Source organism: Vibrio hepatarius, assembly GCF_001274785.1.
Classification (GTDB): domain Bacteria; phylum Pseudomonadota; class Gammaproteobacteria; order Enterobacterales; family Vibrionaceae; genus Vibrio; species Vibrio hepatarius.
Genome location: NZ_LHPI01000020.1, coordinates 1 through 25,121, shown reverse-complemented (window position 1 = coordinate 25,121; position 25,121 = coordinate 1). Strand labels below are relative to the sequence as shown.

Sequence of the window (25,121 nt, the reverse complement as noted above, 5' to 3'; positions counted from 1 at the left end):
TATGTCATGAGAAAAATCTGGCTTGGTGCGTTTTCTCTCGTCGCCCTCTACGGTTGTTCTAGTAACGACCTTTCGAATGTTTCCCTTTTCTCTGCGCTGCCTGATGGCGTGACGTTAGTTGAAGAAGTCAACGCGCAGCCGGGTAAGGCGATGATCCCTTACTCGAAATATCAGTTAGATAACGGTTTGACCGTGATACTTTCTCCTGACGATTCCGATCCTTTGGTGCACGTCGATGTGACTTATCACGTCGGGTCTGCGCGAGAAGAAATCGGCAAGTCAGGCTTTGCCCACTTCTTTGAACATATGATGTTCCAAGGCAGTGAACACGTGGGTGACCAAGAGCACTTTAAGTTGATCACCGAAGCAGGTGGGTCTCTCAACGGTACGACCAACCGAGATCGCACCAATTACTTTGAAACCGTGCCTTCGAATCAGCTCGAAAAAATGCTTTGGCTTGAGTCTGACCGCATGGGGTTTTTACTGGATGCAGTATCGCAGCGTAAATTTGAAATTCAGCGCGATACGGTGAAAAACGAACGAGCTCAAAACTACGATAACCGTCCGTATGGTCTGATGTGGGAGAAAATGAGCGAAGCGATGTACCCAGAGGGTCATCCTTATTCATGGCAAACCATCGGCTACGTAGAAGACTTGGACCGCGTCAACGTCAACGACCTGAAAGCGTTCTTCCTCCGTTGGTATGGACCAAATAATGCGGTGCTTACGATTGGTGGTGATATCGATGTTGAGCAGACGCTCGAATGGGTCAGCAAATACTTCGGTTCGATTCCAGCTGGGCCGAAAGTCGAGAAAGCGCCTAAACAGCCTGCGACATTAAACGAAGACCGTTACATCACACTCGAAGACCGAATACAGCAACCGATGGTTTTGGTCGGCTGGCCAACCACCTACCGCGGTGATGACACCCAAGCGTCATTCAACGCGCTGGCGAATGTGCTAGGCGGTGGCGCGAATGGTCTGCTTTACCAAAAATTGGTGAAAACGCAAAAAGCAGTGGATGCTGGCGTCTTCCATGATTGTGCTGAACTCGCGTGTAACTTCTATGTTTATGCGATGGCGCCTTCGGGTGAGCAAGGCAAGTTGAAGCCGCTCTACCAAGAAATGATGCAAGTGCTGAATGACTTTGAAAAACAAGGCGTTCAACAAGAGCGTTTGGATCAAATCACTGGCATGTCAGAAGCCAATGCTGTATTTGCGCTGCAAAGTGTCAAAGGTAAAGTTTCACAACTGGCGTCTAACCAGACGTTTTATGGTCATCCTGACCGATTGCAAACACAGCTAGAGCAGATTAAGGCGGTAACCCCTGAGTCTGTCATGCAGGTTTATAAAGATTTCATTAATGGTCATCACAAAGTGACATTAAGCGTAGTTCCGCAAGGTAAGACGGACTTTGCCGTCGCACCAGCGACCTTTACCACGCCACCACGGACGTTACCTGAATACGTAGAAACCAGCGAAGAAGATCTCCAATACCGGATTGCAGAAGATGACTTTGACCGTTCAGTGATGCCGCAGGTCGCTCAGGCCGTCAAAGCAGAAATGCCGCCGTTGTACCGACGTTACTTTGATAACGGCGCGGAACTACTGGGTGCAGTAAGTTCTGAAACGCCAACAGTACAAATCAGCATTCGCTTGCCTGCGGGTGAGCGTTATGTGGCGAAAGGCAAAGAAGGCCTAGCGAACATGACGGCAATGCTGATGCAAGAAGGTACGTTGAAGTCGAGCGTTGAACAGTTGCAAGGCGAGTTGGATAAGCTAGGCAGTACGGTATCGATTGACGCGGGTAACTACACGACCAGCATATCGATTTCTAGTCTAGACAAATACCTGCCTGAAACCCTAGCGATTGTGGAAGAGATTCTGTTTGAACCAGCATTTAAACAGCAAGACTTTGACCGAATCCAAAAGCAAATGCTGGAAGGTGTAGTGTACCAACACCAAAAACCGAGTTGGTTAGCCTCGCAAGCGACTCGTAGCGTGTTGTTTGCGGGTTCGATTTACCAACGTTCCAATGATGGCACGGAAAAGTCGATCAGCGGTTTGACGTTGGCTGACGTGAAATCTTTCTATAAGAAACACTACACGCCGCAAGGGGCACAAATTGTCGTCGTCGGTGATGTCTCTACTCGTCAGATCAAAAGTGAATTAGCGTTTATCGAAAACTGGAAAGGGAAAGAAGCACCGTTGTTGCGCCCCCAAGTTGTGACGCCACTGAAGGATCAAAAAATCTACTTAGTCGACAAGCCGGGAGCGCCACAAAGTATCGTTCGCTTTGTGCGTCAAGGATTGCCGTTTGATGCGACAGGCGAAACGTATCTGACTCAGTTAGCCAACTTTAACCTAGCCGGAAACTTTAACAGCCGGATTAACCTTAATCTACGTGAAGACAAAGGTTACACCTATGGTGCAAGTGGTTACTTAGCCGCAAACCGCGAAGTAGGGGCAATTGTGTTTTCAGCACAGGTGCGTGCAGATTCGACGATTGCTTCAATCAAAGAGATCGAAAAAGAGCTGCAACAATATAGCCAAAGTGGCATGACTGACGATGAAATGAAATTTTTACGCTTGGCGGTCGGTCAACAAGATGCTCTGAAGTATGAAACGCCTTCACAGAAAAGTATGTTGCTTAGTAGTATTCTGTCCTACAGCTTGGACGAAGACTACCTTAAGCAACGTAATGACATTGTTGAGACGGTGAGTAAATCGACCCTAGACGAGCTTGCTCAGAAGTGGTTTACGCCGGAAGATTACCAAATCATCGTTGTTGGTGATGCGAAAAGTCTAAAACCTCAGTTAGAAAGTTTGCAGATCCCCGTAGAAGAGCTTGAAATCATCCGTTAGAGTACACATAACATAAAGCTACGAGAAAGAGTGATGCGAATCACTCTTTATTCATCAATTTAGCCGAGTTCGGCGTTAGCCGGACCAATTGACATAAGCGAACCACCATTTTGACTGATTTTGCTGCGCGACTAGAGCGAGTTGCACAAAACCCAGAAGTATTTACCTCCTTTGGTCGTGGTGTAGAGCGCGAAACTCTGCGCTACGAACTGGACGGAAATCTCGCTACCACCCCCCACCCAACCGAGCTGGGTTCAGCTTATGCGAACAGCTGGATAACGACCGACTTTTCTGAATCACTGCTCGAGTTTATTACTCCTGTCTCTAAAGACATCGGTACTCTCAAAGCGCAGTTGGAAGATATTCATCACTTTACTCAAACCAAATTGGGTGACGAGAAAATGTGGCCGCTTTCGATGCCGTGTTACGTTGGTAGTGAAGACGACATTAATTTGGCTCAATACGGTACGTCCAACTCGGGCAAAATGAAGACGCTATACCGCGAAGGTCTGAAACGCCGTTATGGCAGTTTGATGCAAATTATCTCTGGTGTTCACTTTAACTTCTCGTTCCCAGAGACGTTTTGGGATCAGTTGTTTGGACAGCAATCAGAGCAGGAGCGTCAAACGGCGAAGTCAGAAGAGTACTTTGGTTTGATCCGAAATTACTACCGCTTCGGTTGGTTGATCCCCTATTTCTTTGGTGCGTCGCCAGCGCTGTGTTCGTCGTTTATTCAAGGTCGTGATACCAAACTGCCGTTTGAGAGCATCGGTGGCACGTTATACCTGCCTTACGCGACGTCTCTTCGTTTGAGTGACTTGGGTTACACCAACAGTGCACAAAGCGCGCTGAAGATCGGATTCAACAGCCTAGATGAGTACCTAACAGGCTTGAATACTGCGATTCGCACCCCATCGGAAGAGTTTGCTGAGATCGGTGTTAAAGTCGATGGCGAATATCGCCAACTAAACAGTAACGTACTGCAAATTGAGAATGAGTTGTACGCGCCGATTCGCCCGAAACGCGTGGCGAAATCTGGCGAGAAACCGTCTGAAGCCTTGGCTCGTGGCGGTGTTGAGTACATTGAAGTACGCTCTCTGGACGTCAACCCTTACAGCGCTGTTGGTATCAACGAAGATCAAGTGCGCTTCTTAGATCTGTTCTTGGCGTGGGCGGCATTAAGCGATTCAGAGCCGATGGATTTCTGCGAGCAATCGTGCTGGCGTGATAACTGGAACAAAGTGATCGTAGAAGGGCGCAAGCCAGGCCTTGAGCTACAAATCGGTTGTAAAGGTGAAGTCCTGACGCTGCAAGCGTGGGCGAAGCGCGTTTTTGTCGAGCTAGTACAAATTGCCGAGCAGATGGATCAAGCAAACGGTAACGAAGAATACCAAAAAGTATGCTTTAAACTGCTGTCTTGGATTGATAACCCTGAGCTGACGATTTCAGGCCAACTACTCGAAGACACCAAACGATTAGGTGGATTGGGTAAAGTGGGCTGCGAGTTCGGCAAGCAATACCGTGAACAGCACCTCACTCACCAGTATCGCACTTACAGTGAAGCGGAAATGGAAGCGGAAGTGGTTCGCTCAAGAGAAGCTCAAGCAGCGGTAGAAGCCGCAGATACATTGAGCTTTGATGAGTTCCTTGACGACTACTTTGCTTACTTAAAAGCGTAAGGTCTCGTTGTGCGAGCCTTAGCTGTCATTCTCGCGACCATCATATTAGGCGGCTGTGCGACGTCGCCGCCTAATAATCAAAGTAACCTGTGTGAGATCTTTCGTGAAAAGCCCGACTGGTATGGTGATGCGAAAGAGATGCAAGAAGACTGGGGTACGCCGATTCAAGTAGCGATGGCATTTGTAAAACAAGAAAGTGCCTTTCGCCATGATGCGCGCCCGCCCAAAGATTATGTGTTGGGATTTATTCCATGGGGACGAGTGAGCAGTGCGTATGGCTATGCACAAGCGCAAGACCCTGCGTGGGAAGATTTCCAAACCGCCACAGACCACGGTGGCTCGCGTAGCGATTTTGCTGATTCGCTCGCCTTTATTGGTTGGTATACTAGCGAAACGCAAAAGCAATTAGGCGTCTCTAAGTGGGACCCTTACAATCAGTATTTAGCCTATCATGAGGGAAGAGGCGGCTTTAAACGCAAAAGCTACCAATCCAAACCTTCATTGATCAGGGTTGCTCGAAAGGTCGAGCAGCAAGCAAAGGACTATGGTTGGCAACTGAAACAGTGCCGACAAGAACTGGAAGATAACCAAAGCTGGTGGTTTTAAACCAGCTGGATAGGAGAGGGATAATGCCGTTATTAGATAGCTTTACTGTTGACCACACTCGTATGCATGCGCCTGCGGTACGTGTGGCAAAAACCATGACCACCCCAAAAGGGGATACCATTACTGTGTTTGATTTGCGTTTTACCGCGCCAAACAAAGACATTCTTTCAGAGAAAGGTATCCACACCTTGGAGCACTTGTACGCAGGCTTTATGCGTAATCACCTTAACGGTGAGAGTGTTGAGATTATTGATATCTCACCAATGGGTTGTCGTACGGGTTTTTACATGAGCTTGATCGGTACGCCAACGGAACAGCAAGTGGCGGACGCTTGGCTTGCAGCGATGCAAGACGTACTGAAAGTGGAAAGCCAAAACAAGATTCCAGAGCTGAATGAATATCAGTGTGGCACAGCAGCAATGCATTCATTGGATGAAGCAAAGCAAATTGCACAAACCATCATTGCCGCTGGAATCAGCGTCAACAAGAATGATGAGCTGGCACTACCAGAAGAGATGCTGAAAGAACTGCGAATCGACTAAGCAAAATCAATTCATTAAAAAAGGAAGGCGATGCCTTCCTTTTTCTTTATCTCACTTTTGGTAACACGACCACTTGTGTTTTCGCCCAAATATCATGAAAGCCACGCTTCTTCGGGTCAAATGGTACTGTCAGGTTAGCTAAGCCAAATCCTGAAGTCGCCAAACGAATCAAGGCTTGGGTAGCAGAGATTGGCGAGCCGTCTGCGTTTCTGACTTGGATCTTCCACGCTCGCATACCCAGCGTTTGTCCTGCTCGCGTCCAGAAAAATACAAAGAAATAAATCCATACCACGGCTAGGTACAGCGTATACACAGGGCTCCAAAACGGATGATTAGTGAGTAAGTCACTGACGTCTGCATAAGGAGCAACGCTAAATACGCCCATGGCCAATAGCGCGTGCAGGACGGCAATAACAACGCCGGCAGCCATCATTTCAATCGCGATCACGATAAGGCAATCGTAAAAAAGAGCACCCAAGCGGCGCATCAAACCTGCTGGTGGCAGAGAGTCGGTCGTAGACATAGTGGTTCGTTACCCAAATTTAAGTAGGCGTCAGGATAAAGCTTCGCTTTGGCCGTGAAAAGAGACCACGCGCACAGCTTGTTAACTTGAGGGCATTTTAACAGCAAAGCCGCGGCTTTTCAGGCTTTTGCTCAAGCTGGTATCTATCCTTTCTGGCTTTTATCGGCAACTTGGTGCGCTAGTTGAGACAACTGAGACTTTTCGTCTTCCGTATAGTGCTGGGTGAGAGCGAGCTCCAGTGCTTTCCCTGAAAGTTTTAACGCGGGCGTAGCGAATAACTTTGGATGCATACTGGCTAGCGCGAACAAGGCTTTCTGCAAACGAATCTGGACTTGTAGTTGCCCGGCGCCATCGTGCGCGATCGGCAGAAAAACGTCGTCAAACAAATCCTGACAGTTGAGCGCCGGAACAAATAAGCCCGGAAATTGTGTTTTCTTAGGTGGCTCTGCCAGTAACTCTCCCCACAGCGACAACGCCCGCACCGAACGACCAATTACATCAATAGCAGTGCCATTGTCGTTGACTGCTGGAGAGAGCGCACGTGAGGCAATTTCTGCCATCACAACTAGGCCAAAGCGTGGGTCTTGATCGTACGAACGCTCTGGACGAATGGTAAACGCGTTGGTCAGTTCATTTTCGTCAGGCAACTCGCCACATACCCAGGCGAGAGGCTGCCCTAAGTAGACAAAGCTTCCCGGCTGGCGAGCAAGGTATATCGAGCACTGGTTGTCCTGAGCGAGCTTATTCAAATGGTGCATGTCGACATGCTGTAAGTAACCAATCTCAGGGCTATTAATCGGTTTACTATCTCTTGGTTTACTCTCAGGGTGACTCCAAGGATGCGCGCCCAACCAAGGAGATTCTCCGCGCTTTTGAATTGCATCTAGTAGAGCCTGCTCAACATTGGCCGTGGTTTCACTGACCCGCCCGAGAACCGACAAATGCTGAATCCAGCGTAACAAGGTCAACACGATCATTACCACCACCACCATGGTGACAAGGAAGAGGTAAATCCGTCCTTGCTCGTGGTAAGCGCCGATGCCGAGCGCAATAATACCAACCAGGCTAAATAAGAAAGAACCAATAAAAGTCGCGAGTACATTTTGCGTAGTGCTGTCTTCCATTAATAACTTGGTAGCTCTGGGGGTTACCCCTGCGCTGGCCGCACTGTAAGCGGACACCATAATGTTCAGAGAGAAGGTTGTGACCGCGAGCATCGTTGTGGCAAGGATATTAAGAATGTTATCGAGTAGCTCAATGCTGACGTTGAAGGAAGCGGGCAGGGTAATCACTTGGTTGAGTGCAATCGATAACAGCGCAGTAACGACCGCAAGCAAAGCAAACAAGGAAGTTCGAAACCAGAGTTTGCGCGTCATTTGAGAAAGTAGCCACTGCCATTTAGACCCCGTCATATGTGTTCTCCTATCGTTAACCAAGTCAGCTAAGTTGATGCCGGGAAGTATGGTTATCATTGTTTAAGCATAGATGAAATGCTTTGTTCAACAATGAGATATAGAAGAAAGAGTCAGGTTATCTGCTTTGGCTTGATGAGCGTCACGTTGAAACAAAAACGGCTTTGATACTGATTAAGTATCAAAGCCGCTGATTGAACTGAGCTTAAATCTTATTGAAACGGGTAGTAGAACTCGCTTTTCTCACTTAAGTCTTCAATGCTCGACTGGGTGTAGTCGTTGTAATTTGCTTTGATGACCACTTTTCCGCTGAATTTATCTTTGATCATTAGCTCTTTACCGCTGCCGACTTTGATGCCGTTAATCGAGTATGAGGCATCGACGTTAGAAGTTAGTTTGAGATTGATAGAGTCTATGCCTAATTGGTTGTTGATCTCTTTGATGTGGTCAGCAGAGAAAGGAATCACATAATCCACTTTGATGTTGTAGCTTAGGATACCTTCAAGGTTTAGGCTGGCATCCTGAACTTTGGTGTCTTGCACTCGAAAACCATTGCTCACCGCACGCATGTGGTCTTCAACAAGTAGGTCTTGTTTACGTTTTAAACACGCCGCTGGCGCTTCGACACTTTTACACTTCGTGGAGCCAGTAAAGTTTACCGTTTTTACTTCGATGGCTTCTTTTTTCAGACGCGCGATGATTGAATCACGTAGGGTATCCAGCTCTTCTTCTCTCGCACTGTCTTCCGCTACCTTTCTCGCTTCAGTTGTCTGAATCTTGTTTTGCAATTCAACATACTTGTTACGCTCTTCGACCAGTTTAGCAAGGTCGGCGTTGTAGCTGTTGATGCTTTCAGAAAGGCGATTGAGTGAGTTGTTATTGATTTCTGAGTTCTCGCCCATGGTCTTTTTTACCGACTCGGCGATGATCTGAAAATTGTTTAACGTGGCATCAAGCGAGTTTGAGACACTCTCAATGTTGTAGTGAGAAACATCTGCTTCATCGTACAACTGCTTAAGCTCAATTTCGGAGTTATAAACTTGGTATTTATTATCGATGTTCTTTTTGGCAAGCAATTCGGCGTCCAATAGTTCAACCGCACTGAATGCGTTAAAAGAAAGACCACCTAGCACGACACAACACCAGTTTTTAATTTTCATGACTAATCAATATTTAAAGTGCGGACAATTCATTCAATAGTACTGGTTTGTCATAGAGTAAGGCAAGGGATCTTGTTCACGTTTAAATTTTATTTAATCCGCGCTAGGCAATGCTGTGCATGACTTTCAGCCACAGATGGTCAGTTTTATTCTGCTGCAACTTTTGTCTTAAGCGGATTTATTCAGCGTCGATTAGATAAGCCAGTAGAACCTATTGAGAAGAGTGATTGTGTCGGATGGTTTGTTTCGTTACTCGGATGACGACACCAATGTTGACACAATTCAGGCTCCACTAAGGAACATTGGCACTGATTGCTAGGCGTAAATTGCTTTTATAGCTGCTTTGTGGCGAATTTATCAGCAAACAATATGTATTTCAGACTTTTGCACTTGCGTGAAGCGAACGGTTACGTATAATGCCAAACATCAAAGGACGTTAGTCCAAGATGCCGGTGTGGTGAAATTGGTATACACGACGGATTCAAAATCCGTTGCCTTCGGGCGTGGCGGTTCAAGTCCGCCCACCGGTACCATATTTAAACGATAAAGCCTCGACGAAAGTCGGGGCTTTTTCGTATCTGCGCTTATCACACTATTACCCCACATGCCTTCATGTCACCCAGATTGCTGTCATTAAGGCAACGTTAGAACCTCGTCGTTTCATTCAGTGCTTTGGTCTAAAATTTATCCCTATTAAAGATTTTTAAAGTCAACGAACTCAAGACGCTTAAAGCTATCCGGTATTAAAGAGTAACGAGGAAGAACGCTCACTAAATGAAGCGTAATATAATGGGTGTGAGGTTGCATAATTATTGAAAGGTGGGCTAATTAATCATCTAGAGTACGGTACACTTTTGGAGGAAAACCATATGCGTCTTTGAACTTTTTGCAGAAATACGAGGTGCTGTTGAACCCGCATTTGTCCGATATGGAAGAAATAGACAAATAGCTATGTTTTAGTAGATGTGCAGCTTTGGCCATCCTTGCAGTAGTAAGGAGTTGTGAAAGAGAAGTATTTTCTTCCTTTAGCCTTCTATATAAAGTTGTTTTAGATAAATAAAGAATACAACATATATCTTCAAGCTCCCAACGCCTACATAAGTCTTTTCGAATAACACTATAGACTTTTCCAGAGTAAGAGCAATCAGATATCCGACTTTCGTTAGATAGAGACTGGCAAATTTTCTCATGCAGAGCATCTATTAAAACTGACTTTGAAAATAAATTTGAACTTTCAACTTCGGTTAATGCAGAGATGCTCTCAAAGTTTATTTTTAAGAATATGTCTCGTCGTACTCTTTGAATCCTGTAAACTCTTATATAAAAATTACATCCATTCATAGGTACAATTGCGCAGTTAACTAAGCTGTTTTTAGGAATAAGAATACATCCATTATTAGGAACTTTTATTACATTTCCGATATAAGAGATATACCCTACAGCGCCTTGAATTGAGACTATATGATAACGCTTTGAAAAAAATCTAACTTTAAAATTGCTGTTATTTATTGTTATTTTTCTAGTAAGTAACATTTTTATCTTTTTGCAGCTTAAGTGTTTGCCCTTTGAATGAGTCTAATGTATCGGGATAGGCGTAATAATACCCCTGGCCTAATATATTTTCTCCTTTAACTACGTTGTGCTGGAACGAGCTCTCGATCCCTTCAAAAACCAACCCATCTTTGCAGTATGGTTGCAGCACATAGTATATAGAGTCTGCCAAAAAGCTGACGTCTGAGTTATGATGTAGAACGCTTTTATCAATTTTGATTCTATCCCAAGCAATTAAACCAAAGGTGAGATTGGCACTATTGTATTCGTGGTAATAATCGTCTAACCAGAACTTTATTCCAGATCTCTGTAGCTTAGCTATATTTTGAAGTAGAGTGTTACATCTAGCATCATGGTTTACGTCATTTATTTCTAAAATAAAATTCTTGTTATTAAAACTCAGTAACTTAGATATAAATTTCTCATCAAGCAGAGTTGATATCGTCAAGTTAATAGAGAAATCTTTCTCTATTCCGTGTCTTTGAAAGTAATAGATCTGATGAATTGAGACTAATTTAATAAATTCATCATCAATTTCATTAAAGAAGTCTTCACTATTTAACTGTTCGCCCGAGTGCTTGCTTACTCGCGATAGAACTTCAAAATATCTAATTTCTGAACTTTCAGTATCAATGATTGGTTGTACTAGAAAATCTAATTCTGCATAAGTAGAGCCTTTTTTTATTATTATGCCACTTTTTATATTTTCAACTGAAAACATGATGAGCTCCATTATCATTAGATGTTATCAGAATAACCAATACTAAACCTCAAAGAGGTACACATCCATAAAACACAACAAAATTACAATAAATTGGATAGTTTTTTATACACACAACAAAAGTGTCAATATTCTGTATTTGTTAATACTCCAATAGCTCTCCTGCAGCCCTGATCTGACTCCGTTGCGTGGATATTATATTCATTTCATATTCTGTAACTGGTTCTTGTTTGATTTTGATTTCGCAATGGTTTGTTACAAATTTTGCGCAGAATATCACGAATATAACCCTTTAAAACAAAGGGGATTGCGTTAAATGTGATTTACATCTCTTTAATTAGTCCTTATGTGTCACTGGTGTCATAAGTAATAACTGTATGAAAATTGGGACTCTTTGGTGCACTTTGTTGGAAGAAGTTCTGATTTTATGACGTTAAAGACACTGTGTAGCCAGTTATGCGAATTGACTTAAATCAAAGGTTGGTTCGATGTGTTTTTTTATAGCTTTGTAACTAAAAAGTTAATCAAATCGTTGTGGGTCAATGAAATCAAGGTGTGCAAAAAACATTCAGTTTTAACATCGATTTTTGCCATAGAAGTAATCGATTTTTTGCGTTTTATCGATAAAAACGACTGTTATAGCGTTGCCTGCAGAGTGTACCAACCAAGAAGTACACCAAGTAGTGAGGATTCGATCCTACTTACAAAGGAAATTGTTATGAAAACTCTAATAGCAGTGAGCATTTTGTCAGCCCTTTCATTTGTCGCCCACGCTGAAAGACAAAATGGTGAGCCAATTCAGGTGATCGAACCTGTGGTTGGTTTGGATGCGGTAAAAGTCGAACTCGGCAAAACCTTATGGTTTGAACCGCGTTTGTCGGCGTCCAACACCATTTCGTGTAACTCTTGTCACAACCTAGCGAAAGGTGGGGTGGATAACTTGCCAAGTTCGATTGGCCATAAATGGTCGATTGGCCCGATCAACTCTCCGACGGTGTTTAACTCTGACTTGAATTTTGTCCAGTTCTGGAACGGTCGTGCAAAAGACTTACAAGAGCAGGCAGCAGGTCCGATTGAGAATCCGTTGGAAATGGCATTCAGTCATGAACTGGCGATCGATACGCTTCAGTCAATTCCACAATATCGTGATTGGTTTAAGCAAGCTTACGGCAGTGACGCCATTACCATCGACAATGTTACCGACGCTATCGCGACATTCGAGCTAACGTTGAGAACGCCAAACGCGCCATTTGACCTATGGTTGAAAGGGGATGACAGCGCGTTAACCGCAGTTCAGGTAGAAGGGTATGAGTTGTTCAAAGCCAAAGGTTGTACCGCGTGTCACAGTGGACCGTTAGCTGGTGGGCAGTCTTACCAGAAAATGGGCCTAGTGAAGCCGTTTGCGACCGACAACCCAGATGTAGGTCGTAAGGCGATTACTGGTAACGAGTTCGATAAGTTTGTGTTTAAGGTTCCAACGTTGCGTAATATCGAACTGACTTATCCGTATTTCCACGATGGCTCAGTTTGGGATTTACAGGAAGCGGTAGAGATGATGGCCGATTTACAACTAGGTCAGAAATTAACTAAAGATGAGTCGGTAAAAATCACAGAGTTTTTGCGCTCTTTGACCGGTGAACAACCACGCGTTGTATTGCCAAACTTACCGCCGTCAACCAATGAAACTACACGTCCTAATATCTAATCAGCGGTAGATACTGGTTTATTGGTCTAGTCTAGGCAGTAGTGACAGTTGTTCACTACTGCCTATTTTATTGTGGTGTTGTGGCACGGCGCTAAGACTTAGTTGAGAAAACTCGCGTACCATAGCCGCCTTGTAATGGAAGCATAGAGTTGGGGAAAGTTCATACCGTTCCTAGCCATAAAATGCAAAAAAGAGGGGTATAAGATGATAGTGATTACTGGCGCAAGTAGCGGCTTGGGCGCTGAACTCGCGAAACGCTATGACGCGCAGGGAAAATCGACTTACCTTACTGGACGAAGTGATAAGAAGCTCTCCGCGGTTGTTGGCAGTTTAAAGCACAGCACAGGTCATATGACGTGTGATTTAGCCTCCCATGACGCCGTCGCTCGTTTATTTGATGGGTTAGCGGATGTGCCAGAGGCCATCGTCCATTGTGCTGGCAGTGGTTACTTTGGTCTATTGGAAGACCAAGATCCACAAGAAGTGGCCAAGCTTATCCAGAACAACTTAAGCTCTGCAATTAATGTCGTGCAACACGCGGTTAAGCGGTACAAAGACCAGCCTGTTCATCTTGTCATGATCATGTCGACCGCGGCTCAACAACCCAAGGCGCAAGAGTCAACCTATTGCGCGGTCAAATGGGCTGTCAAAGGGTTGATCGAATCTGTTCGTTTGGAGCTAAAAGGTCATGCGATGAAAATCGTCGCGGTCTATCCGGGTGGTATGGACACTGAGTTTTGGCCGAGTAGTGGTAAGCCACTTAATACCAGCGGGTTTATGAGCGCTAAAGATGCCGCTACTATGATTGATAACGCACTGAGTAGTATCGGAAATGGCTATATTTCGGATATCACGGTGAACCGACTATAACGCTAATTGTTGCCCTTAATTTTTATCGGCCTCGGATACGATTTTCTGAGGCCTATCGCCTATCTATGTCACCGCTTTCTATGATTTTCTTTTAAATTCAAGTCCATCCAAGGTTGTAGCAAAGATTGAGACAAACACAGCGTCTTGTTCAACGTTATCTCACATCTTGGAAGTGTTCAATCTCATCGCTGATACTAAAGTATTAATTCTGTAGATAAGGATTTGCGCCGCTCTGCATGGCATACACTTAAGCCAAATACTGATGATTTTGCATCGAGGATAATAATGAACAGCCGCACTCTCATTATCCTAGCAGAGCAAAGTTTAAACAGTAGCTTAGTGCAGCAGCAGTTGGCTTCTATAGAGGATTTGACCGTCCAAGTCTGTAATCCTGATGAACTTACAAAGCTCAGTTGGGACCTAGTGGTCGACTTGGTGATCGTCGACTACCAATATCTTGAAGATTTAACCAGTGCAAACGCTCTGCCCAATTTTGATGTCCTTGGGTTGAGTGTTCTATTGCACAACGTTCCTAGTGAGGGTTTCAATGAAAACCTGATGAGTAGTCGAACCTTGAAAGGTTTGTTGTTTCAAAATGCGTCCGTCGAACACCTCACTGACAGTGTCAAACACATCTTGAATGGCGGGTTGTGGCTGCCGCGAGGCTTCATGGAAAAGATGCTTCATTGTTATCGAGAGTTGGGCGTTTATAAGAGTGTTCGTTATAACCTGCTAACCAGTCGCGAGCGACAGATTCTCGATCTGTTGGCGCAAGGGCGTTCGAACAAAGAAATTGCAGACCAACTATTTCTCGCTGAATGCACTATCAAAACTCATATATACAAACTGTATAAAAAGCTCGATGTTCATTGCCGTAAAGAGGCAATCACGCTAACAAAAAGCGGTTTCAATGATGTTAGCTAGTTCTGTTTATTGGTTAGCTGTACTGCGAAGTAGCGGCTAAGTGTTTAAATATTCTAGGTGATTGTATTGGTGCGATCGTACCACAAGCGTTTGGGTGTCCTGTAAGTCGTTGATGTAGTTTTAATGATTTAGTTCGTAAGGAAATGATGCGTCCCTGTCGCCTTGATACTAACAACTGTAAGAGGCTACCTATGTTAAGGAAAACCACCTTATGTTCACTCGTCACTCTATGTGTATCTGCGAATGCGATTGCAGAAGAGGAGTCCGAAGCAAGACGTGCGCAAACCGTGAATGATGTGATCGTTCGATCCGGGGTGTTAACACCCAAAGGGCAACTGACTTTTGATGCTTCATTTAGCTACACACAAAACTCTTCCAACAAGGTTTCCGTTGTCGGTTATACCATTTTGCCTGCCTTGCTGGTGGGGCGAATTGAAGTTTCAGACTCAGACAGAACCACGTTAACCACCAGTTTGTCTGCGAGGTACGGGATCAGAGACGATACTGAGATTGAACTTCGTGTGCCTTATGTTTATCGAGATGATGATATTAGCTCTAGGCCAATTCAGGACGGTGCGGAAGCAGAAACCGACGACAATAGTATCGACGGTGGCGGCTTAGGGGATATTGAGTTTGCTATTCGACACCAATTCAACTTTGAAACCACGCCGTATTGGGTGGGGAGTTTGACCGTGAAATCCACTACTGGTGATTCACCTTATGAAGTCGACACTGACCCAAATACCGGTGCGTTCAAGGATGTGCCGACAGGCTCGGGTTTTTGGAGTGTCGAACCGGGCATTTCTATGTTGTACCCAACCGACCCTGCAGTGTTGTTCGCCAATGTTAGCTACATCTATAACATTGAAGATGACGTCAATGTGGATGGTACAAGCGTCGATATCGATCTAGGGGATACCATCTCTCTTGGTGCGGGGATTGGTTTTGCTCTTAACCCTGACTTATCGCTCTCTTTTGGTCTAAACCACAAAACAATCCTAAAAAGTAAAGTGAACGGTAGTACGACTGAGAACTCAAAAGTACTCCAGCTAGATACGATTAACTTTGGTGCAAGTTATATGTACAGCCCAAACAACTCATTTAGCGTTAGCGCACAAGCAGGACTAACAGAGGATAGTCCTGATTTTCAACTTACATTTAGAATGCCGTTTAGCTTGTAGAGGTGAGCGGGTGAAAATTAGTAGAAGCTTGAAAGGATGGAGTCTTCGAGCTTCTGATTCACTTTTATCTGCTGAATAATATTGCTGACTTGAGCGTCAATACTGACCACGGTGCTCAAACCAATCGTACTATTATCCATGGTGTTTTGAATGATGTTGGTAATCGAATTGGAGACGAGCATCGACTGCGTAAAATCAGGCACACTGGTTTCCACATTCACGTTCGCACCACCGACAACATCACTACTGGTTACACTCTCTGGCGTATTGGTTGTACTTGCGACACTGTTTTCGACAGTATCACCGACCGCTGCATTGTTGCTACTCACCTGGTCAATGACGTTACCTTCACCGACTTGAATAACGTTGGTTACCCCTGATTGATTGAAACCAAACACTTTATCCAAATTGCCATTTTTGATGGTGAAATTGGCGATATGGTTATTAAAGATATTGGTACCATTAAACGAGGTTGTGATACTTAATCCTATATCAATAGTAAAATCATTGCTCATTCTGAAACCGCCTCGATACGATGAGAGGGCTTCGGTTTGTAAGGGAGCTAGATTACTAAACGCATCTATATTGCTCTCCTCGGTGTATGAGCTGGCTGAAACTGGAGCTGCTGCGAACACTACCAGTAGTCCACCAACTGTTGTCATATATCCCATAGCTGATCTCCTCTAGGTGAAATCAATACTCGCCAGGTTCAGGCAGCGTGGTACTGAACACCCCTAAAGATTCCCTTCTTACACCAACTTCAATTGGGGATGGTGTGTATAAAGCGAATTCGTCACTGGTGATAAAGTGTTCCTTGCCTACGTCGGCACGGTTTCTTATCAACAAAGTCACGCCTTCATAATGATGCTTAAAACGTTCATAACTCAACGTGATAGTGCCACGTGATGGATCACCAATAATGACCGAATCGGAATTGATTCCTTTGATTACTACGAAATGCATATAGCCATCAAAGTTCACTAAGGTAATACCTGGAACGCCAATCTTTTGCATCTTCTCTAACCCGATTTGAAATCCATCCGCTCGATAACCGATAGACGCCAAGTAGTTCTTCATATCAAGTAACGAGAATCCACGTTGCTCGATCAAAGCTTTGTCACCTTTTTCGAACATCTTCTCGAAGATATCTTGCTCGTTGGAGGGGGTTTCGTAGTGGTAGGTCAATAACGAAGCCAGCGCCGCGGAGCCACAACTAAAGTCATACTGTTGACGATAGACATCTCCAAACTGGATCTCTTTCAGACTTTTAACCGGCACCGAAAACTGGCCTCGAGCTGGGTAAAATTCTAAAGAATGAGCAGATGCTGATAACACCAGCACTGCCCAAATTGAGTTACGTAATATTTTCATATTCACTTAAGTGTCAGGTTAACAACCGTAGAGTTCTGTATCAGCACGTTATTACCAGTGTTCTGAATAACGCTGTTGACCCCCGCTGTATCAGCAAGCGCACCTGATGAAAGGTAGTTGTTGCCGGTCACTGCATTATTCGCTGAACTATTACTGATCACCCCATTGATGTCTGAGGATGCTGTTACATTCTCAATGTCGATGTGATATTCGCCGCCTCTGGAACTGTCCAGAATTGCTTCGGACAGTTCCAGATCTGCAGTTACAATATCATCGGCATTAGCGGATAGCGCAGCCATCGCACCTAAAGTGATTAGTGCAATACGCATTGCTTTCTCCCTCTAATGGTTTAGTTTTGTGCGTTAATTGCGACACTTTGTTGAGTCAGAGCATTACCGCCAACGTTTTGTGCAACTGACGTAATACCAGATGCACCACCAAAGCCGCTTAGTGAGTTGCTATTATGTACTTTTACAGAACCACAACAGCCGCTGTTACCGTGGCGACCATGGCTTTTCGAACCACCTGAGCTGTACATCACAGAAACGTTAGATAGCTCGCCTTGTAGAGCACTGGTTGCCACCATAGTGTCCATGTCTAGATCAAATGACACGTCTGTATCAATGTCAGTTTGGGTGTAGTCCATATCCCAATCTTGATCGTTTGACCAATCTTGATCGTTTGAGTAGGTATTGCCGTCATCACCGTCGTTAGACTTGGTGTAAGTGTGGTTGAAGCTGTCATCTGCACTGTATGTGTTCGATGTTAGCGTATTGTTGTCATCACCACTGTTCGAATTTGAGTAGGTTTTGTTGAAGCTGTCATCCGTGTTGAAGCTGTCAGCAACATCCAAAGAAGGGCCGCCGCCATGGCCCCCATTAGCAAGTACGCCACCAGAAACAAATAATGAGCAGATGATTAGTGCAATTGAAGTTTGTTTAAGTTGCATGATCTTATCTCCATGTATCTCTATGTATATCCGTTGTATTAAATAGGTGTCTATTTGTGCCTTGAGTAATGCTTTTTTTCGTCAGGCAAAGTGAGTATAGGTACTCGCTGGTTTAGCAACGTCTCGTAAATAAGACGGCTGAGTTTGAGGGGGTGAACGGATAAGGAATTTGTTTTGCTATCAATTAAAAGTTTTTTTAAATCATCTGGTTATGAGTTCTGTTTTGCTCTGGTATGAGCTAAGTATGAACGTAAGGAGAGATTTAGTAGCAAGGAGTAGTATGCATCTGAATAAGGATTTCATACGCGGCTTTATGCGTATTAAATATGCTACGAGGAAATACAAACTTAGGCGCTATTTCCATTGAATTTAAGTGAATAAACGGGAATAGAATGTTCAACTCTCTACGACTTAAAACTGGATGCTTATAATGTGTGAAATTAAAATTTCTTTTTCGGTCTTATCTTTGCTTGTTAATGATGACTATCAGGGTTGAAACGAGTGGGAGCTCTTTTCAATCTATAAATAATAGAAACGGGTTTAGCAAGTTATATCGTTATTTACAAACTACCATATAAAAATTAAATGGTTACATGGATTAATTAATCTATATGTTATGCATTATAAAAATCTATTTCTCTTCAATTAACCTCAAATGATAGGTCGTCTATTTTATTTATGCTTTTAACAATTAAATAGGCGGTGATTAGCGATTTAAAGCATACATATTTTTTGATTTCGATCATGTCGCGCACAACACCCACTTATTTTTCTTCATAAAATGAGATTTTGTTCACGCACAACGCAACCGGTTGCGCTTTTTTGTTGTGCTTAAACTTGCTACAGTTTGCTTAGATTGAATATTGAACAGTGGAGTAAGATTATGAAGAAGATACTTTTATGCTGCAGTGCTGGTATGTCGACCAGTATGTTAGTGAAAAAGATGGAGCAAGCTGCTGAAAGTAAAGGAATTGAATGCAAGATCGATGCAATGTCGGTTAATGCGTTTGATGAGGCAATCAAAGAATACGATGTGTGCTTGCTTGGCCCGCAAGTGCGCTTTCAGCTTGAAGAGTTGAGCAAGACCGCTCAGGAGCACGGCAAGAGCATTGCCGCAATCTCTCCTCAAGCATATGGAATGATGAAAGGGGATGAAGTACTTCAGCAAGCGCTCGATTTAATTAACTAATTTAATTTCATTAATTTAAACCGTTTAACAGACGCCAATATATTTTGGCGTGAGGACTCTTTTGTCCAAAATTTAAGGATGGAATCTATGAAGCTTTATGATTCAATTATCGGAATCGTTGAAAAGCATATAGCACCGTTGGCGGCTAAAGTTGGTAATCAACCACATGTTCGTGCTATGAGAGACGGGTTTATTGTGGCTATGCCGTTTATTATTGTCGGTAGCTTTATTTTAATCTTTGCTTTTCCTCCCTTTTCTGAGGATACCCAAAATATATTTGGTCGTGTCTGGGTCGATTTCGCCACCAGTAACTTCGACATCATCATGATGCCATTTAACATGTCGATGGGGATCATGACGATCTTTGTCTCACTTGGTGTCGCTTACAGCTTGGCAAAAGCGTACAAGATGGACGGGATTACCAGTGCGGTATTGTCGTTGATGTCATTCTTGTTAGTCGCGGCGCCAGCTAAAGATGGCGCATTGGCGATGTCCCATATGGGCGGAACAGGTATCTTCACCGCCGTTATGTGTGCATTCTTTTCGGTAGAGCTATACCGCTTTATGAAAAAGCACAACATCACGATAAGAATGCCAGAGCAAGTACCGCCAGCGATCGCTCGTTCGTTTGAAGTTTTACTTCCTGTACTGGCGATCTTTATCACGCTGTATCCATTGAGCCTGTTCGTACAAAGCCAATATGACATGCTGATCCCAGATGCCGTAATGGCGATGTTTAAACCGCTGATCAGTGCGTCTAACTCGTTGCCTGCGATTATCGGTGCGTTGTTGTTATGTCAGTTACTTTGGTTCGCGGGTATCCACGGTGCAGCGATTGTTGTTGGTCTGCTATCGCCAATCTTCTTAACCAACATCGGTGCCAACATTGAAGCCTTTGTCGCGGGCGACCCGATTCCGAACGTATTTACACAACCGTTCTGGGATTTCTACATCTTTATCGGTGGTTCTGGTGCAACACTGGCGCTTGTGATTCTGATGTCGTTTAGTCGTTCGGCACACCTAAAAAGCATCGGCCGCATGAGTGCGGTGCCTGGGTTCTTCCAAATCAACGAACCGGTAATTTTTGGTAGCCCAATCGTAATGAACCCAATTCTATTCATTCCGTTTGTTTTTGCTCCGGTTATCAATGCCACCATTGCTTACTTTGCTGTGCATTTGGGTTTTGTCGGCATGGGTGTCGCAACGACACCTTGGACGACACCAGCCTTGATTGGTGCGTCTTGGGGTAGCGGTTGGACATTTGCCCCTGTCTTATTGGTTGGTGGACTGTTGATCCTTGACCTCTTCATCTACCTGCCATTCTTCAAGATGTTTGAAAAGCAGCTACTTGCAGATGAAGTTCCGGCTGAGAAACAAGCCGAGCAACCGAGCACTGTCGCAGGTCAAGGTGCTACTGCGTAAATCAATACTAGGGCTGCGACTCTGCGGTCCTCTATTTATAAGGGTAAAGAGATGGAACAAGAATTGGTCGTTATGGAAATCATCTGCAACGCAGGTGAAGCGCGCAGCCTATGTTACGAAGCACTGCGTTTATCGAGAGAAAAAGACTTCTCAGCTGCGGAGCAAAGACTGGCCTCCGCGAAAGAGTGTCTGAATAAAGCACACTTAATCCAAACTCAGTTGATTGAAGAAGATCAAGGCGAAGGAAAGGTGGCAATGACCTTGGTTATGGTCCACGCCCAAGACCACTTGATGACAACTATTCTCGCGCAAGAGCTGGCGACCGAGATGGTGGCGCTTCATAAGCAGATATCTCAGTAAGGGGGTAACATGTCTAAAGATTCGATTAAGTTAGCCATCATTGGTGGTGGAAGTAGCTATACGCCAGAGCTGGTAGAAGGCGTGTTAAAACGTCTGGATAAATTACCAGTCAAAACTATCCATTTTGTGGATATCGAAGCGGGGGCTGAAAAGCTAGAAATCATCCGCGGTTTATCTGAAAGAATGGTGAAGAAAGCGGGCGCTGAGATAGACATTATTGCCGATTTTGACCGCCGAGCGGCGATTAAAGACGCCGACTTTGTGATGACCCAATTTCGTGTCGGAGGGTTAAGTGCCCGAGCGAACGATGAGCGCATCCCTCTGAAATACGATGTGGTCGGTCAAGAAACTACCGGGCCGGGCGGCTTTGCAAAAGCACTTCGTACTATTCCGGTGATTCTAGATATTTGTCGCGATATCGAAGAATTGTCGCCTAACGCTTGGATGCTTAACTTTACTAACCCAGCGGGACTTGTGACGGAAGCCGTCAATAAGTACACCAAAGTAAAGAGTATCGGTTTGTGTAACGTTCCGGTCTCAATGCAAATGATGATCGCTGAAATGATGGCGTGTGAGCCAGATGAGTTGCAGTTAGAGTTCGCAGGCTTAAATCACTTGGTTTGGGTACATCGAGCCTGGTTAGCGGGTGAAGATATCACTCAGCAAGTACTGACCAAAGTTGGCGACGGTGCCAATTTCAGCATGAAGAATATCTGGGAAGAACCTTGGGACCCAAGCTTTTTGAAAGCGTTAAACGCGATCCCTTGTCCATATCATAGATACTTCTATCAAACTGATGCTATGTTAGCGGAAGAGAAACAGAGTGCACAGGAACAAGGGACTCGAGCTGAGCAAGTAATGAAAACCGAGGCGGAGTTGTTTGAGTTGTACAAGCAACCTGAATTGGATCATAAGCCTGCTCAACTAGAGGAGCGCGGAGGTGCGTATTACTCTGATGCGTCACTCAATTTGGTCGACGCGATATACAACAACAAGAATTCAATCCATGTGGTTAACGTGCTGAATAATGGTGCGATTAACTCTCTACCAGATGATGCAGTCATCGAATGTAGCGCAGTGATTGGAAGCTGGGGAGCAAAACCGTTGGCGATTGGTGAGTTGTCACCCAATATCAGTGGACTGTTACATCAGGTGAAAGCGTATGAACAATTGGCTATCGAAGCTGCGGTTCATGGCAGTTATGACAGTGCATTGATGGCCTTAGCTAACAACCCGCTAGTGCCTGACATCGGCCGAGCCAAAGCAATCTTAGACGACATTCTCCAGCAAAACAGTGAATTCTTGCCGCAATTTAAACTCACCAGTTTGTAAGGAACGATAAAACGATGAAAGTCATTTTCAACGCGGATGATTTTGGCCTGACGGAAGGGGTGAACAACGGTATTGTGCGAGCAAACCTAGAAGGGGTAGTGAAATCAACCACTATGCTGGTGGGGATGCCTGCTGAGCAACACGCAGTAGCCTTGGCGAAAGACTTACCGAGCTTAAAGGTAGGTCTTCACCTGCGGTTTACACTAGGAAAACCTCTTACGTCGTACGCCGGCTTTACCGATGAGAGCGGTCATTTCCTTGGCTACAACCAGTTCTGGGAAAAAGAGACGTTTGATGCAAAAGCGGTGTACGACGAGTGCATTGCGCAGGTCGAGCATTTTCTAAGCCTTGGACTGACATTGAGCCACATTGACAGCCATCATCATGTGCACGTGCATCCTAGTTTACTTCCCGTTGTCGAAGAGGTTGCGGTGAAATATGCGGTTCCACTGCGCGGCGTTGATATGACTGACCATCCTACACATCCTACTCGTTATAAGTTCTGTCATGAATTTTACGATCAAGGTGTGGATCTTGACCGATTGGTACAGCAGCTTGTTGATCTTAGCCAAGAATATCAGGTGGTAGAAGTGATGTGTCATCCGGCGATCGTTGATCAACCATTGCTTGATGGTAGTAGCTATGCCAATCAGCGCGAGAAAGAACTGTCGATTCTAACCGACGATAAGTTAGTGGTGCTTTTGCAGCGTCACGCAATCGAAGTCACGGATTACTCCGCTTTAAATGTGAATTAACATAACGTAAGAGTATGATAATTAAAGGCTGCCAGAACACCCCCTAACGTAAACTCAATTGTTCTGGCAGTCTTCCCTCTATTTATACGTAAAGGAATGTATGGCAAGGATTAAAGATGTTGCGGAGCTAGCGGGTGTAAACCGCTCGACGGTATCTCGTATTATCAACGGTGAAGGTAAGTTCAAAGAAGAGACTCGCCGTAAAGTTGAAGAAGCAATGAAAGCGTTGAACTATCGCCCGAGTGCGATTGCTCGTTCGTTAGCGACGTCTTCAACGAATATGGTCGGTTTGCTAGTGACTTACTATACTGGTGGCTTCTTTGGAACCATGATGGACCAAGTACAAACGGAGCTGGACCAGCACCGTAAGTTCTTGATTACTGCTCAAGGCCATCATTCATCAGATGGAGAAAAAGAAGCGGTGCAAAGGTTTAACGATTTGCGCTGCGAAGGATATGTTCTCCATAGTCGTTACTTGTCGGATCAAGAGCTGCAAGTCCTTGCTCAGTCACCCACGCCATTTGTTCTGCTCGACCGTGACGTTGAAGGCCTCGAAGATCGCTGCATTACCTTTGACCATGCTCAAGCCAGCCGCATAGCTGTCGAGCATCTATTAAGTAAAGGGCACACCAATATTGCTTGTATCTCTGGTCCTTCTTCTAGAGAGAACAGCCTTCGACGTAAACAAGGTTATCTTGATGCCATGGCAGCGGCGAAGATAGAAGTCAAAGCAGAGTGGTGTGCCGAAGGAGATTACGGTCGACAAAGTGGCTATCAGGCGGCCAAACGGCTGTTAACGTCTAACCAAGAACTGAGCGCTATCTTTTCCTGTAGTGAAGAGATGACCGTAGGTGCGATGCAATATCTTCATGAAGTCGGTATTCGCGTTCCTGAGCAGTTGTCGATAGTTAGCTTTGACAGTATTGAGAGATGCGAAGATTTATATCCAACCGTCACATCGGTTCATTTCCCTATCAGCGAAATGGCAAGAGCAGCCGCATTACTACTGACCAATATGATTGCGGGCAAGCAATGTGGCATTGAAATGCAATTTGCGCCGCGACTGATTGAACGTGATTCACTTAAAGAATTTGACAGCTAACTATCGTTTTTCCTCCACATATCAAAAAGTTGTCTATCTTTTAGATAGATGAAGGAGATAAACGATGTATAACTTAACCCCATATTTGTTCTTTGCTGGTCGTTGTGAAGAGGCTTTAGATTTCTATTCTGTTTGCTTCGGAGGTGTTGTGGTAACGAAGCAACACTTTAAAGACGCTCCTCAAGTCATAGAAGGTGCAGACCCCAATTGGGTAATGCACGCTGAGTTCGAAGCATTCGGTATGAAGCTAATGTTATCCGATGGTGTGGTGGCAAAAGAGCTGAAAGGTAACAACGTTGCATTATCATTAGTCTTGGACAGTTTAGATGAGCAGTCTAAGTTGTTTGACAAGTTATCTCTCGATGGACGTGTCATGATGCCATTAGCCGATACGTTTTGGGGGGCACGCTTTGGTAAAGTAGAGGATAAGTTCGGTGTACGTTGGATGTTGCACTGTAATATCGCCTAACGCTCAGAGCTAACAACTAAAAGACCATCTTAATTTTATCCCCCAACACTTACGATGACGTCTGGTTATGTTTCTCTATATAGAGGGAAGTGAATCAGCTATAACGCGCTTCTCTCGTTCCTAATCGAACAGATAGAGACGTTATCGTTATGCCAGTGTTACTTATCCACAGGATTTTGTGAATAAGCTAGGGGTAAGGTGAGGGTATCGTGAGCGTAAAACTCAGCCTGGATGAAACGTGTTCATTCGGGTTTTTTTAATGAAAAAAAACGCGAAATTCGCTTGCCAAGGCGAAAGAACTCCCTATAATGCGCATCCACTGACACGGCAGACGCCACAAGGCTTCAGCGGTGTTAGAGAGGTGAAAACTTCTTGAGAAAATAAATTTGAAAAAGTGTTTGACTCTTCAAATTATCTCGCTAGAATGCACCTC

At 44.6% G+C, this 25,121-nt stretch carries 24 protein-coding genes and 1 tRNA gene; 16 read left to right on the top strand and 9 right to left on the bottom strand.

The genetic code is table 11. The features are described 5' to 3' along the window. Window positions 1-6 precede the first annotated feature (6 nt). From AKJ31_RS18450 to luxS, 4 genes are all read left to right on the top strand, one after another. Window positions 7-2,865 carry a M16 family metallopeptidase gene (locus AKJ31_RS18450; RefSeq protein WP_053410550.1) on the top strand — a complete coding sequence of 953 codons (2,859 nt, stop codon included), beginning with the start codon at window positions 7-9 and terminating at the stop codon, window positions 2,863-2,865. 110 nt (window positions 2,866-2,975) lie between these two features. Continuing rightward, window positions 2,976-4,544, top strand: coding sequence for a glutamate--cysteine ligase (gene gshA / locus AKJ31_RS18445; RefSeq protein ID WP_053410549.1), 1,569 nt, complete (start codon window positions 2,976-2,978; stop codon window positions 4,542-4,544). 9 nt (window positions 4,545-4,553) lie between these two features. Continuing rightward, window positions 4,554-5,150 (top strand): transglycosylase SLT domain-containing protein, encoded by a 597-nt coding sequence (locus AKJ31_RS18440; RefSeq protein ID WP_053410548.1) that lies wholly within the window; start codon window positions 4,554-4,556, stop codon window positions 5,148-5,150. Between the two features lie 23 nt (window positions 5,151-5,173). Further along, the gene (gene luxS / locus AKJ31_RS18435) at window positions 5,174-5,692 is read left to right on the top strand and encodes an S-ribosylhomocysteine lyase (RefSeq protein ID WP_053410547.1); all 519 of its coding nucleotides are present in this window, start codon (window positions 5,174-5,176) and stop codon (window positions 5,690-5,692) included. 46 nt (window positions 5,693-5,738) lie between these two features. On the opposite strand, the gene AKJ31_RS18430 is transcribed toward luxS, so the two are convergent. From AKJ31_RS18430 to AKJ31_RS18420, 3 genes are all read right to left on the bottom strand, one after another. After that, complete coding sequence (locus tag AKJ31_RS18430; RefSeq protein ID WP_053410546.1) at window positions 5,739-6,215, bottom strand: RDD family protein; 477 nt, start codon at window positions 6,213-6,215, stop codon at window positions 5,739-5,741. Between the two features lie 143 nt (window positions 6,216-6,358). Beyond that, complete coding sequence (locus AKJ31_RS18425) at window positions 6,359-7,627, bottom strand: DUF2254 domain-containing protein (protein ID WP_053410545.1); 1,269 nt, start codon at window positions 7,625-7,627, stop codon at window positions 6,359-6,361. Between the two features lie 212 nt (window positions 7,628-7,839). Beyond that, on the bottom strand, window positions 7,840-8,787 hold the full coding sequence (locus AKJ31_RS18420; RefSeq protein ID WP_053410544.1) for a hypothetical protein: 948 nt from the start codon (window positions 8,785-8,787) through the stop codon (window positions 7,840-7,842). Between the two features lie 448 nt (window positions 8,788-9,235). On the opposite strand from AKJ31_RS18420, the gene AKJ31_RS18415 reads away from it, so the two are divergent. Beyond that, window positions 9,236-9,320, top strand: a tRNA-Leu gene (locus AKJ31_RS18415). Between the two features lie 295 nt (window positions 9,321-9,615). Here the strand turns inward: AKJ31_RS18415 and AKJ31_RS23630 are convergent. Both AKJ31_RS23630 and AKJ31_RS18410 read right to left on the bottom strand, forming a co-directional pair. Further along, window positions 9,616-10,128, bottom strand: a complete 513-nt coding sequence (locus AKJ31_RS23630; RefSeq protein WP_425425101.1) for a helix-turn-helix transcriptional regulator — start codon at window positions 10,126-10,128, stop codon at window positions 9,616-9,618. 178 nt (window positions 10,129-10,306) lie between these two features. After that, window positions 10,307-11,059, bottom strand: coding sequence for an EAL domain-containing protein (locus AKJ31_RS18410; RefSeq protein ID WP_053410543.1), 753 nt, complete (start codon window positions 11,057-11,059; stop codon window positions 10,307-10,309). A gap of 718 nt (window positions 11,060-11,777) precedes the next feature. Here AKJ31_RS18410 and AKJ31_RS18405 point away from each other — a divergent pair. From AKJ31_RS18405 to AKJ31_RS18390, 4 genes are all read left to right on the top strand, one after another. After that, on the top strand, window positions 11,778-12,764 hold the full coding sequence (locus AKJ31_RS18405) for a cytochrome-c peroxidase (RefSeq protein WP_053410542.1): 987 nt from the start codon (window positions 11,778-11,780) through the stop codon (window positions 12,762-12,764). A 204-nt stretch (window positions 12,765-12,968) separates the two neighbouring features. After that, window positions 12,969-13,634, top strand: a complete 666-nt coding sequence (locus AKJ31_RS18400) for an SDR family NAD(P)-dependent oxidoreductase (RefSeq protein WP_053410541.1) — start codon at window positions 12,969-12,971, stop codon at window positions 13,632-13,634. Between the two features lie 285 nt (window positions 13,635-13,919). Beyond that, complete coding sequence (locus AKJ31_RS18395; RefSeq protein ID WP_053410540.1) at window positions 13,920-14,558, top strand: helix-turn-helix transcriptional regulator; 639 nt, start codon at window positions 13,920-13,922, stop codon at window positions 14,556-14,558. 191 nt (window positions 14,559-14,749) lie between these two features. Then, window positions 14,750-15,739 (top strand): transporter, encoded by a 990-nt coding sequence (locus AKJ31_RS18390; RefSeq protein WP_053410539.1) that lies wholly within the window; start codon window positions 14,750-14,752, stop codon window positions 15,737-15,739. 17 nt (window positions 15,740-15,756) lie between these two features. On the opposite strand, the gene AKJ31_RS18385 is transcribed toward AKJ31_RS18390, so the two are convergent. The 4 genes from AKJ31_RS18385 to AKJ31_RS18370 are packed head-to-tail and all read right to left on the bottom strand — an operon-like array spanning window position 15,757 to window position 18,059. Beyond that, the gene (locus AKJ31_RS18385; RefSeq protein ID WP_053410538.1) at window positions 15,757-16,410 is read right to left on the bottom strand and encodes a hypothetical protein; all 654 of its coding nucleotides are present in this window, start codon (window positions 16,408-16,410) and stop codon (window positions 15,757-15,759) included. Between the two features lie 22 nt (window positions 16,411-16,432). Continuing rightward, window positions 16,433-17,110, bottom strand: a complete 678-nt coding sequence (locus AKJ31_RS18380) for a C39 family peptidase (protein WP_053410537.1) — start codon at window positions 17,108-17,110, stop codon at window positions 16,433-16,435. 2 nt (window positions 17,111-17,112) lie between these two features. Beyond that, window positions 17,113-17,439 (bottom strand): hypothetical protein, encoded by a 327-nt coding sequence (locus AKJ31_RS18375; RefSeq protein ID WP_053410536.1) that lies wholly within the window; start codon window positions 17,437-17,439, stop codon window positions 17,113-17,115. A gap of 20 nt (window positions 17,440-17,459) precedes the next feature. After that, window positions 17,460-18,059, bottom strand: a complete 600-nt coding sequence (locus tag AKJ31_RS18370; protein ID WP_053410535.1) for a hypothetical protein — start codon at window positions 18,057-18,059, stop codon at window positions 17,460-17,462. A gap of 883 nt (window positions 18,060-18,942) precedes the next feature. On the opposite strand from AKJ31_RS18370, the gene AKJ31_RS18365 reads away from it, so the two are divergent. The 7 genes from AKJ31_RS18365 (at window position 18,943) to AKJ31_RS18335 (ending at window position 24,688) form a co-directional block, all read left to right on the top strand. Then, window positions 18,943-19,248, top strand: coding sequence for a PTS sugar transporter subunit IIB (locus tag AKJ31_RS18365; protein WP_053410534.1), 306 nt, complete (start codon window positions 18,943-18,945; stop codon window positions 19,246-19,248). Between the two features lie 87 nt (window positions 19,249-19,335). After that, a complete protein-coding gene (locus AKJ31_RS18360) occupies window positions 19,336-20,670 on the top strand; it encodes a PTS sugar transporter subunit IIC (protein ID WP_053410533.1) in 1,335 nt (444 codons plus the stop codon). 51 nt (window positions 20,671-20,721) lie between these two features. Next, window positions 20,722-21,030, top strand: a complete 309-nt coding sequence (locus AKJ31_RS18355) for a PTS lactose/cellobiose transporter subunit IIA (protein ID WP_053410532.1) — start codon at window positions 20,722-20,724, stop codon at window positions 21,028-21,030. A 9-nt stretch (window positions 21,031-21,039) separates the two neighbouring features. Next, entirely contained in the window at window positions 21,040-22,362 is a 1,323-nt protein-coding gene (locus AKJ31_RS18350; RefSeq protein WP_053410531.1) for a 6-phospho-beta-glucosidase, read from the top strand. A gap of 14 nt (window positions 22,363-22,376) precedes the next feature. Next, on the top strand, window positions 22,377-23,117 hold the full coding sequence (gene chbG / locus AKJ31_RS18345; RefSeq protein ID WP_053410530.1) for a chitin disaccharide deacetylase: 741 nt from the start codon (window positions 22,377-22,379) through the stop codon (window positions 23,115-23,117). 100 nt (window positions 23,118-23,217) lie between these two features. Next, window positions 23,218-24,219 (top strand): LacI family DNA-binding transcriptional regulator, encoded by a 1,002-nt coding sequence (locus AKJ31_RS18340; RefSeq protein WP_053410529.1) that lies wholly within the window; start codon window positions 23,218-23,220, stop codon window positions 24,217-24,219. 64 nt (window positions 24,220-24,283) lie between these two features. Further along, window positions 24,284-24,688 (top strand): VOC family protein, encoded by a 405-nt coding sequence (locus AKJ31_RS18335; protein WP_053410528.1) that lies wholly within the window; start codon window positions 24,284-24,286, stop codon window positions 24,686-24,688. Window positions 24,689-25,121 lie beyond the last annotated feature (433 nt).

What these genes read in the sequence shown, in the direction of transcription:
- AKJ31_RS18410 (WP_053410543.1), bottom strand. Translation starts at nt 11,059, where the DNA reads ATGTTTTCAGTTGAAAATATAAAAAGTGGCATAATAATAAAAAAAGGC.
- AKJ31_RS18395 (WP_053410540.1), top strand. Translation starts at nt 13,920, where the DNA reads ATGAACAGCCGCACTCTCATTATCCTAGCAGAGCAAAGTTTAAACAGT.
- AKJ31_RS18380 (WP_053410537.1), bottom strand. Translation starts at nt 17,110, where the DNA reads ATGAAAATATTACGTAACTCAATTTGGGCAGTGCTGGTGTTATCAGCA.
- chbG (WP_053410530.1), top strand. Translation starts at nt 22,377, where the DNA reads ATGAAAGTCATTTTCAACGCGGATGATTTTGGCCTGACGGAAGGGGTG.
- AKJ31_RS18385 (WP_053410538.1), bottom strand. Translation starts at nt 16,410, where the DNA reads ATGGGATATATGACAACAGTTGGTGGACTACTGGTAGTGTTCGCAGCA.
- AKJ31_RS18365 (WP_053410534.1), top strand. Translation starts at nt 18,943, where the DNA reads ATGAAGAAGATACTTTTATGCTGCAGTGCTGGTATGTCGACCAGTATG.
- AKJ31_RS18355 (WP_053410532.1), top strand. Translation starts at nt 20,722, where the DNA reads ATGGAACAAGAATTGGTCGTTATGGAAATCATCTGCAACGCAGGTGAA.
- AKJ31_RS18390 (WP_053410539.1), top strand. Translation starts at nt 14,750, where the DNA reads ATGTTAAGGAAAACCACCTTATGTTCACTCGTCACTCTATGTGTATCT.
- AKJ31_RS18425 (WP_053410545.1), bottom strand. Translation starts at nt 7,627, where the DNA reads ATGACGGGGTCTAAATGGCAGTGGCTACTTTCTCAAATGACGCGCAAA.
- AKJ31_RS18335 (WP_053410528.1), top strand. Translation starts at nt 24,284, where the DNA reads ATGTATAACTTAACCCCATATTTGTTCTTTGCTGGTCGTTGTGAAGAG.
- AKJ31_RS18360 (WP_053410533.1), top strand. Translation starts at nt 19,336, where the DNA reads ATGAAGCTTTATGATTCAATTATCGGAATCGTTGAAAAGCATATAGCA.
- AKJ31_RS18405 (WP_053410542.1), top strand. Translation starts at nt 11,778, where the DNA reads ATGAAAACTCTAATAGCAGTGAGCATTTTGTCAGCCCTTTCATTTGTC.
- luxS (WP_053410547.1), top strand. Translation starts at nt 5,174, where the DNA reads ATGCCGTTATTAGATAGCTTTACTGTTGACCACACTCGTATGCATGCG.
- AKJ31_RS18375 (WP_053410536.1), bottom strand. Translation starts at nt 17,439, where the DNA reads ATGCGTATTGCACTAATCACTTTAGGTGCGATGGCTGCGCTATCCGCT.
- AKJ31_RS18450 (WP_053410550.1), top strand. Translation starts at nt 7, where the DNA reads ATGAGAAAAATCTGGCTTGGTGCGTTTTCTCTCGTCGCCCTCTACGGT.
- AKJ31_RS18340 (WP_053410529.1), top strand. Translation starts at nt 23,218, where the DNA reads ATGGCAAGGATTAAAGATGTTGCGGAGCTAGCGGGTGTAAACCGCTCG.
- AKJ31_RS18370 (WP_053410535.1), bottom strand. Translation starts at nt 18,059, where the DNA reads ATGCAACTTAAACAAACTTCAATTGCACTAATCATCTGCTCATTATTT.
- AKJ31_RS18400 (WP_053410541.1), top strand. Translation starts at nt 12,969, where the DNA reads ATGATAGTGATTACTGGCGCAAGTAGCGGCTTGGGCGCTGAACTCGCG.
- AKJ31_RS18430 (WP_053410546.1), bottom strand. Translation starts at nt 6,215, where the DNA reads ATGTCTACGACCGACTCTCTGCCACCAGCAGGTTTGATGCGCCGCTTG.
- AKJ31_RS23630 (WP_425425101.1), bottom strand. Translation starts at nt 10,128, where the DNA reads ATGAATGGATGTAATTTTTATATAAGAGTTTACAGGATTCAAAGAGTA.
- AKJ31_RS18350 (WP_053410531.1), top strand. Translation starts at nt 21,040, where the DNA reads ATGTCTAAAGATTCGATTAAGTTAGCCATCATTGGTGGTGGAAGTAGC.
- AKJ31_RS18420 (WP_053410544.1), bottom strand. Translation starts at nt 8,787, where the DNA reads ATGAAAATTAAAAACTGGTGTTGTGTCGTGCTAGGTGGTCTTTCTTTT.